Here is a 13770-nt window from a genome sequence, read left to right as displayed (position 1 = left end):
CGTCAATGGTGTTGACGTAAGACCCGCTCGGCCGGCCCCGCCCCGCTCACCCCGTGCCGTGCGCCGCGAGCCGGGCGCCGACCGCGTCCAGCATCAGCTCCAGCGCGAACGGGTGCCCGCTCTCGCTCATGTCCGCCGCGAGCAGCGGATACGTCGCGGCGACATGCGGGTGGGTGGCGGCCGACAGCTTCCCGTAGGCCGCGTGCCAGACCTGCTCGTCGGCCTCCCGGGCGGGCTCCGGCAGGGCGAGGGCGGCCGCGTCCAGGGCCGCGAAGGCGAGCGCCTGGTCCACGAACGCGTGGTAGATCCGCACGGCCTCCGCGTCCGGGAAGCCCACCCCGCGCAGCACCGAGAGGATCGCCTCCACCGCCCGGGTCTCGTGCTCGCGCCCCGTCGTGCGGTGTGCCGCGAGCGCCGCGGCCTGCGGATTGGCCAGATAGGCGGCGTGGATGCGCAGCGCGATGTCCCGCAGGTCGGCCCGCCAGTCGCCGGTGGCCCGCCAGCCCCGCTGGGCCACGCCGATCAGCTCGTCGGCGAGGGCCAGGAGCAGGTCGTCGGTGTTGCGGAAGTAGCGGTACAGCGCGCTCGGGTCGGCACCCAGCGCGGCGCCGAGCCGCCGCACCGACAGCGCTTCCGCACCGTGCTGCGCGACGAGCCGCAACGCGGTCTCGATGATGATCCGCTCGGAAAGGACGGTGCCCTGCTTGGTGGGGCGCCTGCGCTGTCGCCGGTTCTCCGGCACCACTCGTTCGGCCATGCCGCCGACCTTATGACAACGCCCTTGACGTGTGAACCGTCACAGCGGTTGCATGACGCCCCTCGCACCGGCCCCGCCTCGGGGCCCGTCCGGCGGCCCAGGGCGGCACACGGCCCTGGCCCCCTCACCCTCCCAGGAGTACGTACATGAGCACGGCCGACCTGGTCTTCACCGGTGGCCCCGTCTTCACGGGCGACCCCGCCCGTACCCGGGCCACCTCCCTCGCCGTCGTCGGCGAGCGGATCATCGCCGTCGGCCACGACGAGGTCCGCGACCTGATCGGGCCGCGGACCGAAGTCGTCGACCTGGCCGGCAAGCTGCTGATACCGGGCTTCCAGGACGCCCACATCCACGCCGTCTCCGGCGGGATGGAGATGGCCGAGTGCGACCTCACCGGCACCACCGGCGTCGACGACTACCTGCGGATCATCGGTGCCTACGCGGCCGCCCATCCCGACCGCGCCTGGATCACCGGCGGTGGCTGGTCGATGGAGAGCTTCGAGGGCGGGCTGCCCTCCCGGCGGCTGCTCGACGAGCTGGTCGCCGACCGGCCCGTGCTCCTGGTCAACCGCGACCACCACGGCGCCTGGGCCAACTCCCGTGCCCTGGAGCTCGCCGGGATCACCGCCGAGACCCCCGACCCGGCCGACGGCCGCATCGAGCGCGAGGCCGACGGGACCCCGAGCGGCGTCCTCCAGGAGGGCGCGGTCGCCCTCGTCCAGCGGCTCGTCCCGCCGAGCACCGAGGCCGACCGCCTCGACGGACTGCTGCGCGCCCAGGCGATGCTGCACTCGCTCGGCATCACCGGCTGGCAGGACGCCCTCCTCGGCTCCTTCAGCGGGATCGCCGACCCCTCCGACGCCTATCTCGCCGCCGCCCGCGACGGCTCCCTCACCGCCCGCGTCAGCGGCGCGCTGTGGTGGGACCGGGCGCGCGGCGCCGAGCAGATCCCCGAACTCGTCGAGCGGCGCGCGAAGTCGAGCCACGGGCGCTTCCGGGCCGGCTCGGTGAAGATCATGCAGGACGGCGTCGCCGAGAACTTCACCGCCGCCATGACCAGCCCCTACCTCGACGCCTGTGGCTGCGCGACGGCGAACACCGGGCTGAGCTTCGTCGACCCCGAGGCGCTGCGCGGTTACGTCACCGAGCTCGACGCCCTCGACTTCCAGGTGCACTTCCACGCGCTCGGCGACCGTGCCGTCCGCGAGGCCCTGAACGCGGTCGAGGCCGCGATCGAGGCGAACGGGCGCCGCGGCAACCGCCACCACCTGGCCCACCTTCAGGTCGTGCACCCCGAGGACGTCGCCCGCTTCGCCCGGCTCGGCGCGCTCGCCAACATCCAGCCCCTGTGGGCCGCGCACGAGCCGCAGATGGACGAGCTGACGATCCCGTTCCTCGGCCCCGAGCGCGCCGCCTGGCAGTACCCGTTCGGCGACCTGGTCCGGGCCGGCGCCACGCTGGTGGCCGGCAGCGACTGGCCGGTCAGCAGCCCCGACCCGCTCGCCGGTCTGCACGTGGCCGTCAACCGGGCCGAGCCCGGCGCCACCGACGGCCGGGTCTTCCTGCCCGAGCAGCGCCTCGACCTCACCACCGCCCTCGCCGCCTACACGGCCGGCTCCGCGCACGTCGGCGGTCACGACGAGGCCGGCAGCCTGCGCGCCGGGTACCTCGCGGACCTCGTCGTCCTCGACCGCGACATCCTCACCGGACCGGCCGGGGAGATCGCCGAGGCGCGCGTGGAGCAGACCTTCGTCGGCGGCACCCGCGTGTACGCGGGCTAGGGGGCGTCGTGGCGGTCGGACGGGAACGACGAGCGGTGCCGCGCGGGGTCGCGGGGCCCCGCGCGCCCCGGGCGACGGTCACGGCACCTCCCGACGGCGGGGCCGTGGCCCGGCCGTCGTCACGACGAGGCCCGCACCCTGAGCCGGGCGGAGAGCAGCACGCCCGGGGGGGTGCTGCCTCCGTCCTCCAGGGCGGACACCAGCAGCGTCAGGCCCGCCTCGGCGACCTCGGCCGGGCGCAGGCTCAGCGTGCTGACCGGCGGGTCGGCGTGGGCGGCGGTGCTGTCCTCGCTGACGCACACCACCCGCACGTCCCCGGGCACCGTGAGGCCGAGCCGCCGCGCCGCGTCCAGGACCAGCGGGGGGCTGGCCTCGGCCACCACGAACAGCCCGTCGGGCCGGGGGTCGGCGCCCAGGGCCTCCTCGACGGACCGGATCACCGGCCCGTTGCCGGGGGCGGGCACCAGGGTGACCAGCTCCTCGGCGCCGTGCCGGGCGCACCAGGCGCGGTAGGCGGCGTGGACGTGCCGGTGGAAGCGGGTCGTGCTGTCCGGCAGGACGAGCGCGGTCCGCCGGGCACCCCGCTCCCGCAGGTGGTCCAGGGAGTCCCGTACCGCGGCCTCCGTGTCGATGTCGACCCAGTACGCGCCAGTCCGGTCCGCGACCGACGCGTCGCTGAAGACCGGGATGCGGGCGGCGAGGAAGTCCTCGACGAGGGGATCGTCCTCGACGGGGTCGGCGACGATCACCGCCTCCAGGGGCAGATCGGCCCACTCCCGCTGCAGCGTCCCCGCGGGCAGCATCACCATCGCGTAGCCGTGCCTCAGGGCGGCGGCCGCGGTGGCGCTGGTCAGCTGGGCGAAGTACGGCGAGTCCAGGTAGGTCCAGGGTTGTCCGGCGAACTCGCCCACGACGTAGCCGATCAGCCGGGCCCGCCCGGCGCGCAGCTGCCGGGCGGTGGCGTTGGGGCGGTAGCCCATCCGCCGCGCGGTCTCGCGCGCCTTCTCCCGCACGGCGGGGGAGAGGCGCCCGGTGCCGTTCAGCGCCGCGGAGACGGTCGTCTTCGAGAGCCCGGCCTCGCGGGCCACGTCGACGAGCCGGACCCGGGGCCCGGACGGTCGCGCGCCGGTGACGCCGGGCCTGTCCCCGGCATGCCCTCCGAGCTGTTCACGTGTGGTCACAGCCCGATGCTGCCACCTCCGTGACCATTGCAAAACCGTTCCCGCAAAGTCTTGTGCGGGAACGTTCCCGCATCAATACTCGCTCCATCCCCCACCATCCCCAGTGCACGTCTCTACACCCGTAAAGGGGTGGGTCTCCTTGCGCACGCCCAGACTCCTCGCCGCCCTCGCCTGTACCGCGGCCCTCGCCGTCGTGGCGACCGGCTGTTCCGGCGCCACCAAGCCGGCCTCCGGCTCCGCCGCGTACACGGTCACGCCGACCTCCCCCGCGGCGAAGGGCCGGCTGTCCTCCCTGACGTGGTCGCTGTACGCCGAGCCGTACACGCTCGACTACGCCCAGGCCTTCGACTACCCGCCGAACACGGTCCTCGCCAACGTCTGCGAGCAGCTCCTGCGGGTCACCCCCGACCTGAAGATCGAGCCCGGTCTCGCCGTCAAGTGGGAGAACCCCGACCCGACGTCGTGGGTGTACACCCTGCGTCCCGGCGTGCGGTTCCACGACGGCACCATCATGACCGCCGACGACGTCGTCGCCTCCCTCAAGCGCCAGATGGACCCGGCCACCGGCTCCCCCTGGGGATCCGCCTTCAAGAACGTCAAGGCGATCGAGAAGACCGGCCCCCTCCAGGTCACCCTCCGGCTCACCAGGCCCGACGTCCTCCTGAACGAGCTCATGGCCGCCTCGCCCGGCACCATCGAGAGCGCCGCCTTCCTCGCGAAGGCCGGCAAGGAGTACGGCGTCCCCGGCGGCAAGGTCAACTGCACCGGCCCCTACGCGCTGGACAAGTGGCAGCAGGGCGAGTCCATCACCCTGAAGAAGCACCCCGCGTACTGGGACCCGAAGCTGACGCCGAAGACCGACACGGTCCGCTTCACCTTCGTCGAGGATCCCTCCGCCCGGACCAACACCTTCCTGTCCGGCACCGCCGACGGCGGCTACATGGTCCCCTCGTCCTCCCTCGCCCAGCTGCGCACGACCAGCAAGGGCAAGCTGTACTTCGGCCCCAACACCGCCGCCGCCAACCTGGCCGTCCTCGACTTCAAGGGCACCCTCGGCGACCTGAAGGTGCGCCAGGCGCTGTCCATGGCGCTCGACCGCAAGAACATCATCAAGGCCGCCGCCGGTGGCATCGGCGTCCCCGCCAAGGCCCCCACCGCCCGTGGCGCCTGGTCGCTCCTCCCCGAGCGCACCGAGAAGTACTTCAACGAGCTGCCCGAGCCCGTCTACGACGTCGCCGCCGCCAAGGAACTCGTGGACCAGGCCGGCGCCACCGGCAAGAAGGTCACCCTGGTGACCAGCACCCTCGCCCCCGAGATCAGCGTCGTCGCCAACGCCGTGCAGGCCGCCGGCCGCCAGATCGGCCTCGACGTCCAGCTCAAGTCCGTCTCGCCCGAGGCGTACAGCAGCATCTTCGTCGACAAGAACGCCCGCAAGGGCCTCGACCTGGTCATCACCAACGGCTACGACAACACCCCGGACCCGCTGGAGTTCTACCAGTACCTGCGCACCGGCGACTTCGGGAACTACGGCAACTGGTCCGACCCCGTCTACGACGCCGCCTTCGACCGCGCCAACACCGCCGTCGACCCGGGCGCCCGCTCCGACCTCACCGCCGAGCTCCAGAAGATCGCGGTGCGCGAGCTGCCCGTCATCCCGATCTACGAGGCCCCGTACTCCGTCTTCCTCGGCAGCCGCGTCACGGGCGCCCCCACCGGCATCGCCCAGCTCTACTACCCCTGGGCCGCGACGATCGGTGCCGCCTCCTGATGAACGGCATGCTCCGCTACTTCCTCGGCCGGTTCGCCGGACTCCTCGCCGTCCTCCTGGTCACCTCCTTCGTGGTCTTCGCCAGCGTGCACCTCGCACCCGGCGACCCCGTCTCCTTCCTGCTGCACGGCCGCCCGGCGACCCCCGAGACCGTGGCCGCGCTGCGGGCCGAGTACCACCTCGACGACCCGCTCGCCGTCCAGTACGCCAAGTGGCTCGGCGGCGCGCTCCACGGCGACTTCGGGCGCTCCGCCCAGTACCACCAGGACGTCTCGGCCCTGCTCGCCTCCCGGCTCACCGGCACCGTGCTGCTCGTCGGCTACTCCGCCGTCCTCGTCGCCGTCGGCGGCGTGGCGGCGGGCATGCTGGCCGCGCTGCGCCCCGGCTTCCTCGACCGGCTCGTCCTCATCGCCACCGGCGTCGCCACGGCCACCCCCTCGTTCGTCAGCGCCATCGGCCTGGTCTCGCTGTTCTCCGTGAACCTCGGCTGGTTCCCGGGGCCCGGCGGCACCCCGGAAGGCCTCGGCGAACGCCTCTACCACCTCACGCTGCCGGCCTTCGCCCTCGCCACCACCTTCGCCGGACTCCTCGCCCGCGTCACCCGCTCGGCGATGCTCGACGAACTCGGCCGCGAACACGTCGACGTCTCCCGCGCCCGCGGCGTCGCCGGACGCACCGTGATCCGGCGGCACGTCCTGCGCAACAGCCTCGGACCGGTCGTCACCGTCGGCGGCACCATGCTCGCCGGACTCCTCGTCACGACCTCCGTCGTCGAGACCGCCTTCGACGTGCCCGGCATCGGCTCCCTCCTCGTGCAGTCCGTCAGCGCCAAGGACTTCGCCGTGGTCCAGGCCGTCACCCTGCTCAGCGTCGCGGCCTTCGTCCTCGTCAACCTGGTCGTCGACCTCTGCGCCCCCCTCATCGACCCCCGGCTCACCCTCCTCGGGGAAGGCACCTCATGACCCTCACCGCAAGCCCCGGGGCGGCCGGCCCCACGGACGCGCTGCGCCGCCGGCCCGGCCTGCGCCGTCTGCGGGCACTCGGCCAGGGCCCGATGTTCAACGCGGCCGTGCTGCTCCTCGTCGCCCTCGTGCTCGTCACCGCCCTGGCCCCGCTCATCGCCCCGTACGACCCCGAGGCGATGGACCTGACGTCGAGCCTCGTCGGCACCGGCGGCGACCACCTCCTCGGCACCGACCAGTCCGGGCGCGACATCCTGTCCCGGCTCATGTACGGAGCCCGCACCGGACTCCTCGGCCCGCTCCTCGTGGTCGCCGTCTCCACCCTCCTCGGCACCGTGCTCGGCGTCGTCGCCGGCTGGCGCGGCGGCTGGGCGGACTCCCTCCTCTCCCGGTCCATGGACCTCGTCTTCGCCATCCCCGGCCTGCTCCTCGCGATCATGCTGGTGGCGGTCGTCGGCTCCGGCATGACGGCGCCCGTCATCGCCATGGCCGTGGCCTACACCCCGTACGTCGGACGCCTGGTCCGCGGCATCGCCCGCCAGGAGAAGGCCCGCCCGTACATCGAGTCCTACCGCGTGCAGGGCTGGTCCGGCTGGACCATCTGCCTGCGCCACCTGCTGCCCAACATCACCCCCACCCTCCTCGCCCAGTCGGCCATGAACTTCGGCTACGCCCTGATGGACCTCGCCGCACTCTCCTTCCTCGGCTTCGGCGTCCAGCCGCCGACCGCCGACTGGGGCGCCATGATCAACGAGGGCCAGTCGGCGCTCCAGCAGGGCGCGATGCTGCCCGCGCTCGCGCCGTCCGTCTGCATCGTCCTCGCCGTCGTGGCGTTCGGCATCGTCGGCGAGGGCATCGCCGACCGGATCGCGAAGCGGGAGCGGTGACCCCCATGAGCAACACCCGCAACGACGCCCGGCCCGTCCTGGAGATCGACCGGCTCACCCTGCGCCTCCCCGAAGGCCAGGCCGCCCGCCCCCTCCTCGACGGCGTCTCCCTGACCGTCGCCCCCGGCGAGACCGTCGGCCTCGTCGGCGAGTCCGGCTCCGGCAAGTCCGTCGCCTGCCGCAGCGTCCTCGGCCTGCTGCCCGGCGGCGCCCGCACCACCGGCGAGGTCCGCGTCGGCGGACGCGACGTCCTCACCATGGACCGGGCCGGACTCTCCGCGGTCCGCGCCCGCGAGGTCGCCATGGTCTTCCAGGACCCGCGTGCCTCCGTCAACCCGCTGCGCCGCGTCGGCGACTTCGTCACCGAGGGCCTGCGCGCCGCCGGCACCCCCGCCGCCCGGGCCACCGCCCGCGCGGAGGAGCTCCTCGACGCCGTCGGCATCCGCGACCCGCGCGGCGCCCTGCGCCGCCGTCCCCACGAGTTCTCCGGCGGCATGCTCCAGCGCGTGGTCATCGCCGCCGCCCTCGCCGGCGACCCGGCGCTCATCGTCGCCGACGAGCCGACCACCGCCCTCGACGTCACCACCCAGGCCGAGATCATCTCGATCCTCACCCGCCTCCAGGCCGAACGCGGCACCGGACTCCTCTTCGTCACCCACGACCTGGAACTGGCCTCCGCCATCTGCGACCGGGTGTACGTGATGTACGCCGGCCGCATCGTCGAGACCCGCGCCGCCGGCGAACTCTTCGACCGGCCGCGCCACCCCTACACCGCGGGCCTCCTCTCCTGCACCCCGCGCATCGAGCCCGGCGCGCCCGCCCCCCGCCCCATCGAGGGTCGCCCGGTCTCCGTCTCCGAGGCCCCGCCGGGCTGCCACTTCGCGGCCCGCTGCCCCCACGCCCTGCCCCGCTGCGAGGAAGAGGCGCCCGCGCTCACCGCCCACGGCGAGGGGCTCGCCGCCTGCCACCGCGCCGACGAAGGGATCCTGCTGTGACCACCACCGTGAAGGGGGAGGGCCTGGTCGTCACGGGGCTCCGCAAGGAGTACGGCGACCACACCGCCGTCGACGACGTGTCCTTCACCCTCGCCCCGGGCTCCTCCCTCGGCATCGTCGGCGAGTCGGGCAGCGGCAAGACCACCACCGTCCGCATGCTCGTCGGCCTCGAACGGGCCGACGCCGGCACCGTCACCCTCGACGGCCGCGACCGCTCCGCCCGCCCCCGCGGCCGGACCGAACGGCTGGCCCGGGCCCGCGAGATCCAGATGGTCTTCCAGGACCCCTACCTCTCCCTCGACCCCCGGATCACCGCGGGCGGCTGCGTGGACGAGGTGCTGCGGCTGCACTTCCGGATGGACCCGGCGGCCCGGCGGGCCCGGGTCGCCGAACTCCTCGACCAGGTCGGCCTCGGCCCCCGCGAGGCGGACGCCCTCCCGCGCCGCCTCTCCGGCGGCCAGCGGCAGCGCGTCGCCATCGCCCGGGCCCTGGCCGCCGAGCCCAGGGTCCTCGTCCTCGACGAGGCGGTGGCCGCCCTGGACGTCTCCATCCAGGCCCAGATCCTCGAACTCCTCGGCAGGATCAGGCGCGAGGCCGGAGTCGGCTTCCTCTTCGTCACCCACGACCTCGCGGTGGTACACCACATCACCGACGAACTCGTGGTGCTCCGCTCGGGCCGCATCGTGGAGTCCGGTCCGACCTCCCGCGTCCTCACCGCCCCGGAACACCCCTACACGCGCCTGCTCCTGGACTCCGTCCCCCGGCGCGGCTGGGACCCCGCCCGCATCGCGGGCGCCCGGGCCGCCGTGGGCTGAGCGGCGGTCCGCCGCTCACGCGGAGAGCAGCCCCCGGTAGAGGGCGCGGGCCCGGGGGGTGACGTCGATGACGTCGAGGCGGACGCGCCGGCAGCCGTGTTCCGCGGCGACGTCCGCGATCTCGCGGAGCAGCGGCCCGCCGACGCCGAGACCCCGCCTCCCGGCGTCCACGGCGATCCCGTCCATGACGAGCTCGTGGGCCGCGGGCCGCCGCTCCAGGAGGGCCAGCAGCGCCGGCCGCGGCAGCCCCCGCACCGTCCCGTACGCGGTCGGCACGTCCCGCGCCCCGCCGCCGGTCAGCCCGCGCCCGCCGAGCTGGAACCCGGCGACCCCGGCCACCGTACCGAGGATGATCGTCAGTCGCCGAGCGCGGCCGTGACGATCGCCTTGATGTGCGGGAGGGGTGAACCCTTCCCCGTCGGGTTCAGGGAGTACACGACGCGGTGCCGGAGGTCCTGGGTGGCGAAGAACCCGCTGTCCCAGCCGGGGCGCGAGCCCGTCTTGCCCCAGGCGTAGGTGTGGTCCGGCAGCTCGTAGCGCATCAGCCCACCGACGCTGAAGCAGGCCTCGGGACCGACGCAGTTGGTGTTGCCGGCGGCGCTCGGCACCGCGGGTATCGCGAACACCAGGCGCTGCTGGGCGGGCGGGAGCAGGCGTCCTCGGAACAGGGCGGTGAGGAAGCGGTCCAGATCGGCGGCGGTGGAGATCACACCTCCCTCGGCCCAGGGGTACGGGCTCTGCTCCGTCACGTCCTGCCCGCCGACGTACACCCGCGCGTGCGGCGAGGGCATGCCCAGGTCGTCGGCCGCGGGCAGGCTCGTGTGCCGCAGGTGCAGCGGCCGGACGATCCGCCGCTCCAGCTCGTGGGTGAAGGAGTGTCCGGTGACCCGCTCGACGATCAGGCCCAGGACGAGGGAGTTGAGCCCGTTGTACTGCTGTACGGAGCCAGGGGCGGGCGGGGTGCCGGTGGCCTCGGCGAAGGACCGGCGCAGAGTGTCGCGGGGCGTCACCGACCGGAGCCACCAGCCGGGACCGTCGTCCGGGCCGGGGGTGGCGGCGGGCTTGGGCAGCCCGCTGGTGTGGTCGAGCAGCCGGCGCACCGTCACGCGGTCGTACCCGGCGGGCAACAGCCCGGGGACGTACCGCCGTGCCGGTGCGTCGAGGTCGACGCGGCCCTCGGCGACGAGCTGGAGCACCACCGTGTTCGTGAACACCTTGGTGGCGCTGCCGATCCGGAAATGCGCGTCGGCGGTGACCGGTCCGGCGGCGATCCCCACGCCGTCCCGTCTGACCAGGGCGCCCGCCACGACGCCGTCGGGGAGGCGGCTCAGGATGTCCTGGACGGTGGGGCGCGCGGGAGCGGCCGTGGCCGTGGTGGTGGTGGTGGGGCCGCCCGGGGCGGGCGCGGCGGTCGCGGGAAGGGCCGTGACGCCGACGGTGACGGCGGTGGCCAGGGCGAGGGCGGTGGCGGCGTGGCGGATGCGCATCGCGGTTCCTCCGGAGCGGAGTCGACTTCGTCGTGCTGACAAGGTCGACTCTGCTGGAGGGGCGGGTGGTTGCCCATCGGTGATCACCCGGACCGGAACCCTGGAACGTCCCCGAGACGCACCCCTGAGACGCCCGCGGGGTCCACGCCTCACCCCTCCCGCGATCAGCCTCCGCCCACCGGAAGCAGCTCCGGTCGCTTCGCCGTGCGTCCGTCGCCCGACGAACGGCCGCGCAGCCGGCGCGTCAGCCAGGGCGTCAGGAACGAGGCCACCCAGGCGACTTCGGCGACGGCCGCGCGCGGGCCGGTCGCCGGGCGGACGGTGGGCGGCGGGAGCGGGTGGGACCAGGAGCCGTCGCTGCCGGGGAGGCCGAGGGCCTCGGCGACCGCGGCGGCGATCCTCTCGTGGCCGAGCGGCGACGCGTGGAGCCGGTCGGTGCTCCACAGGCGCGGGTCGGTGACGACCGGGTGGTGGCCGGTCTCGACGACGGTGACGCCGTGGGGGCGTGCGGCCTCCCGGATGCGGGCGTTGACCGCGGCGATGCGGGGCGCGACGGGGCGGGCCGCCGGGATCAGCCGGGTGAGGTCGGGGAAGGTCAGGGTCAGGACCCGGGCGCCCTGTCCGGTGAGCGCGGCGAACATCGCCTCCAGGTGCCCGGCGACCTCGTCCGCGTCGAACCGCGGCCGCAGCAGGTCGTTCACCCCCGCCACCACGCTCGCCAGGTCCGGGCGCAGCGCGAGCGCCGGTCCGAGCTGCTCCGCCCGTACCTGGCCGGCGAGCCGGCCCCGTACGGCCAGGTTGGCGTAGTGGAGTTCCGGGCTCTCCCGCGCGACCAGTGCGGCGAGCCGGTCCGCCCAGCCGCGCAGGCCCCGGACGTCGTCGCCGTCGCCGACGCCTTCCGTCTGGCTGTCCCCGAGGGCGACGTACCGCAGGTACCGGGGGCCCGCCTGAACCGTCATGCGACCGACCGCCTTCTCTCGCTCGGGGGACGGGCGCACGGCGCCGACCGCCCCGATACTCATGGATGTCCCTATTCGCTTTGTTGAGTATAGGGCGGACGGGGCTCCTGCGAACCGCTCCGTTCCTCAGCCCACGTGGACGCGCGGGCGGCGGGAGCGGTCCGGTTCCGCCTCGCGCAGCACCTCGCGGGTGACCGGGGCGACCTCGCCCTGGCCGAAGAGGAAGAAGCGCAGGAAGTTGGCGAAGGGGTTGCCCTCGGTCCACTCGAAGTAGATGTGCGGGCGGACGCCGGTCATGTCGCGGGCGTGCAGGAGCAGCGCGCCGAGCGCGTTGGGGACGGAGGAGCTCTCCACGGTCAGGACGCGGTAGCGCTCGTGCAGGACCTCGCCCCGCACGGTCAGGCCGGCCTCGAATTCGGAGGGGTCGGTGACGGTGACCTCGACGAAGACGAAGTCCTCCGTGGTGGGCAGGTCGTTGTCGGCGCGGATCTGCTCGATCTTCTCGCGGTACTCGGCCATGTCGCGCCGGTCCGGCTCGTTGGCGATGAACCTCGGGGTGCGGTTGGCGATGTCGCGGATGAAGCGTTCGGCCAGGTCGTCGAGGTCGACGTGGGTGACGCGCAGCTCGAAGGCGCGGCCGAGGCGGGAGAGGAGCGAGATGAGGATGATGCCGGCGATGAAGCAGGCGCCGATCTTCACGCCGTCGGGACGCTCGATGACGTTCACGACGGTCGTGTAGAGGAAGACGGCCGAGATGACGCCGAATCCGATCGTCCAGCCGCGCTGGCCGGCCTTGCGGGCCGCGATGGTCACCGCGATGGCCGCCGAGCAGATCAGCACGAGGACACCGGTCGCGTACGCGCCGCCCTGCGCGTCCACGTCCGCGTCGAAGATCCAGGTGACGAGGAAGGCGACCAGGATGAAGACGATCACCATGGGGCGCACGGCACGGGCCCAGTGCGGGGCCATGCCGTAGCGGGGGAGGTAGCGGGGCATCAGGTTGAGCAGTCCGGCCATCGCGGAGGCGCCCGCGAACCAGAGGATCGCGATCGTGGCGACGTCGTAGACCGTGCCGAAGGTGTTGCCCAGGTACTCGTGGGCGAGATAGGCGAGCGCGCGGCCGTTGGCCTGGCCGCCCGACTCGAACTCCTTCTGCGGGATGAGGACCGTGGTGATGAAGCTGGTGGTGATCAGGAAGACGCTCATGATGAGCGCGGCCGTGGTCAGCAGCTTCTTCGTGTCGCGGATCCGGCCGGCGGGCTTGTCCTCGGTGTCGTCCGGGTCGCCCTTGACGTGCGGCATGACCGCCACGCCGGTCTCGAAGCCGGAGAGCCCCAGCGCCAGTTTGGGGAAGACGAGCAGGGCCACGCCGATCATCGCGAAGACGTTGCCGTGTTCCGCCGTCAGCGCCGCGGTCCAGTCGGTCACCACGTGCCCCTCGGTCAGCACGTGCCACAGGCCGGAGACGACGACCACCACGTTGAGGGACAGGTAGATCCCGACGAGCGCGACCGCGACGCCGATGGCCTCCAGGAAGCCCTTGAGGAAGACCGCGCCGAGCAGGGCGACCAGAACCAGGGTGATCAGCATCTGCTTGTCGTGCAGGGCCTCGGCCAGATGCGGGTTCTCGACCAGGTGGGTCGAGGCGTCGGCGGCCGAGAGGGTGATCGTGATGAGGAAGTCGGTCGCCGCGAAGCCCAACAGCGTGAGGACGAACAGCTTGCCCTTCCAGAAGGAGAGCAGACGTTCCAGCATCGCGATCGACCCCTCGCCCCGGTGGCTCTCCTCGGCCACCCGCCGGTAGACCGGCAGGGCGCCGACGAGCGTCACGACGACGAGCACGACGGTCGCGACGGGGGAGAGCAGTCCGGCCGCGAGCGCGGCGATGCCCGGCTGGTAGCCGAGTGTCGAGAAGTAGTCGACACCGGTCAGGCACATGACCCGCCACCAGGGCTGCCCCTTGTGCTCCGGCGCGGCCTCCGGCGCGGCGCCTTCCGGCTGCTGAGGGGCCGTGGTCCGCGCCTTGCCCATGTCGGACAGGCCTTCCAGCATCCAGGCGCGCAGGCGACCGGTTCGAGCGGTGGAGGACGTGGGCATCGAGGGGCTCCTGCTGTCCGGGCGGAGGGCTGGTCGGTTTTCGGCCATCGATCGGACGGCGGCCGGGTCAGCGTACGCAAG

General features: G+C 73.5%; 12 protein-coding genes. 6 read left to right on the top strand and 6 right to left on the bottom strand.

Annotation, left to right across the window (positions count from 1 at the left end):
• Nucleotides 1-46 precede the first annotated feature (46 nt).
• Nucleotides 47-757 (bottom strand): TetR/AcrR family transcriptional regulator, encoded by a 711-nt coding sequence (locus OG309_RS05350; protein WP_329418562.1) that lies wholly within the window; start codon nt 755-757, stop codon nt 47-49.
• A 146-nt stretch (nt 758-903) separates the two neighbouring features.
• Here OG309_RS05350 and OG309_RS05345 point away from each other — a divergent pair, with 146 nt between their 5' ends.
• Entirely contained in the window at nt 904-2538 is a 1635-nt protein-coding gene (locus OG309_RS05345; protein ID WP_329418561.1) for an amidohydrolase, read from the top strand.
• 119 nt (nt 2539-2657) lie between these two features.
• Here OG309_RS05345 and OG309_RS05340 read toward each other — a convergent pair whose 3' ends face one another.
• The gene (locus tag OG309_RS05340) at nt 2658-3719 is read right to left on the bottom strand and encodes a LacI family DNA-binding transcriptional regulator (protein ID WP_329418560.1); all 1062 of its coding nucleotides are present in this window, start codon (nt 3717-3719) and stop codon (nt 2658-2660) included.
• A gap of 139 nt (nt 3720-3858) precedes the next feature.
• Here OG309_RS05340 and OG309_RS05335 point away from each other — a divergent pair, with 139 nt between their 5' ends.
• Genes OG309_RS05335 through OG309_RS05315 form a run of 5 tightly spaced genes read left to right on the top strand, consistent with a single transcriptional unit; the run spans nt 3859 to nt 9146 of the window.
• Complete coding sequence (locus tag OG309_RS05335; RefSeq protein ID WP_329418559.1) at nt 3859-5487, top strand: ABC transporter substrate-binding protein; 1629 nt, start codon at nt 3859-3861, stop codon at nt 5485-5487.
• Between the two features lie 8 nt (nt 5488-5495).
• Nucleotides 5496-6449, top strand: coding sequence for an ABC transporter permease (locus OG309_RS05330; RefSeq protein ID WP_329428156.1), 954 nt, complete (start codon nt 5496-5498; stop codon nt 6447-6449).
• Complete coding sequence (locus OG309_RS05325; protein ID WP_329418558.1) at nt 6446-7336, top strand: ABC transporter permease; 891 nt, start codon at nt 6446-6448, stop codon at nt 7334-7336. The genes OG309_RS05330 and OG309_RS05325 overlap by 4 nt, the downstream gene beginning before the upstream one ends.
• 5 nt (nt 7337-7341) lie before the next feature.
• On the top strand, nt 7342-8331 hold the full coding sequence (locus tag OG309_RS05320) for an ABC transporter ATP-binding protein (RefSeq protein WP_329418557.1): 990 nt from the start codon (nt 7342-7344) through the stop codon (nt 8329-8331).
• Complete coding sequence (locus OG309_RS05315; protein ID WP_443067543.1) at nt 8328-9146, top strand: ABC transporter ATP-binding protein; 819 nt, start codon at nt 8328-8330, stop codon at nt 9144-9146. Before OG309_RS05320 ends, OG309_RS05315 begins: the two co-directional genes overlap by 4 nt.
• A 15-nt stretch (nt 9147-9161) precedes the next feature.
• Here OG309_RS05315 and OG309_RS05310 read toward each other — a convergent pair whose 3' ends face one another.
• From OG309_RS05310 to OG309_RS05295, 4 genes are all read right to left on the bottom strand, one after another.
• The gene (locus OG309_RS05310; RefSeq protein ID WP_443067542.1) at nt 9162-9485 is read right to left on the bottom strand and encodes a GNAT family N-acetyltransferase; all 324 of its coding nucleotides are present in this window, start codon (nt 9483-9485) and stop codon (nt 9162-9164) included.
• Between the two features lie 17 nt (nt 9486-9502).
• A complete protein-coding gene (locus OG309_RS05305; protein ID WP_329418556.1) occupies nt 9503-10633 on the bottom strand; it encodes a serine hydrolase domain-containing protein in 1131 nt (376 codons plus the stop codon).
• Nucleotides 10634-10797: 164 nt separating this feature from the next.
• Complete coding sequence (locus tag OG309_RS05300; protein WP_329418555.1) at nt 10798-11592, bottom strand: SGNH/GDSL hydrolase family protein; 795 nt, start codon at nt 11590-11592, stop codon at nt 10798-10800.
• Nucleotides 11593-11718: 126 nt separating this feature from the next.
• A complete protein-coding gene (locus OG309_RS05295; RefSeq protein ID WP_329418554.1) occupies nt 11719-13689 on the bottom strand; it encodes an amino acid transporter in 1971 nt (656 codons plus the stop codon).
• Nucleotides 13690-13770 lie beyond the last annotated feature (81 nt).

This window comes from Streptomyces sp. NBC_01268 (assembly GCF_036240795.1).
In the GTDB taxonomy this organism is placed as follows: Bacteria; Actinomycetota; Actinomycetes; order Streptomycetales; family Streptomycetaceae; genus Streptomyces.
The sequence above is the reverse complement of the archived record's forward strand: the minus strand, read 5'-3'. Positions and strand labels throughout refer to the sequence as shown.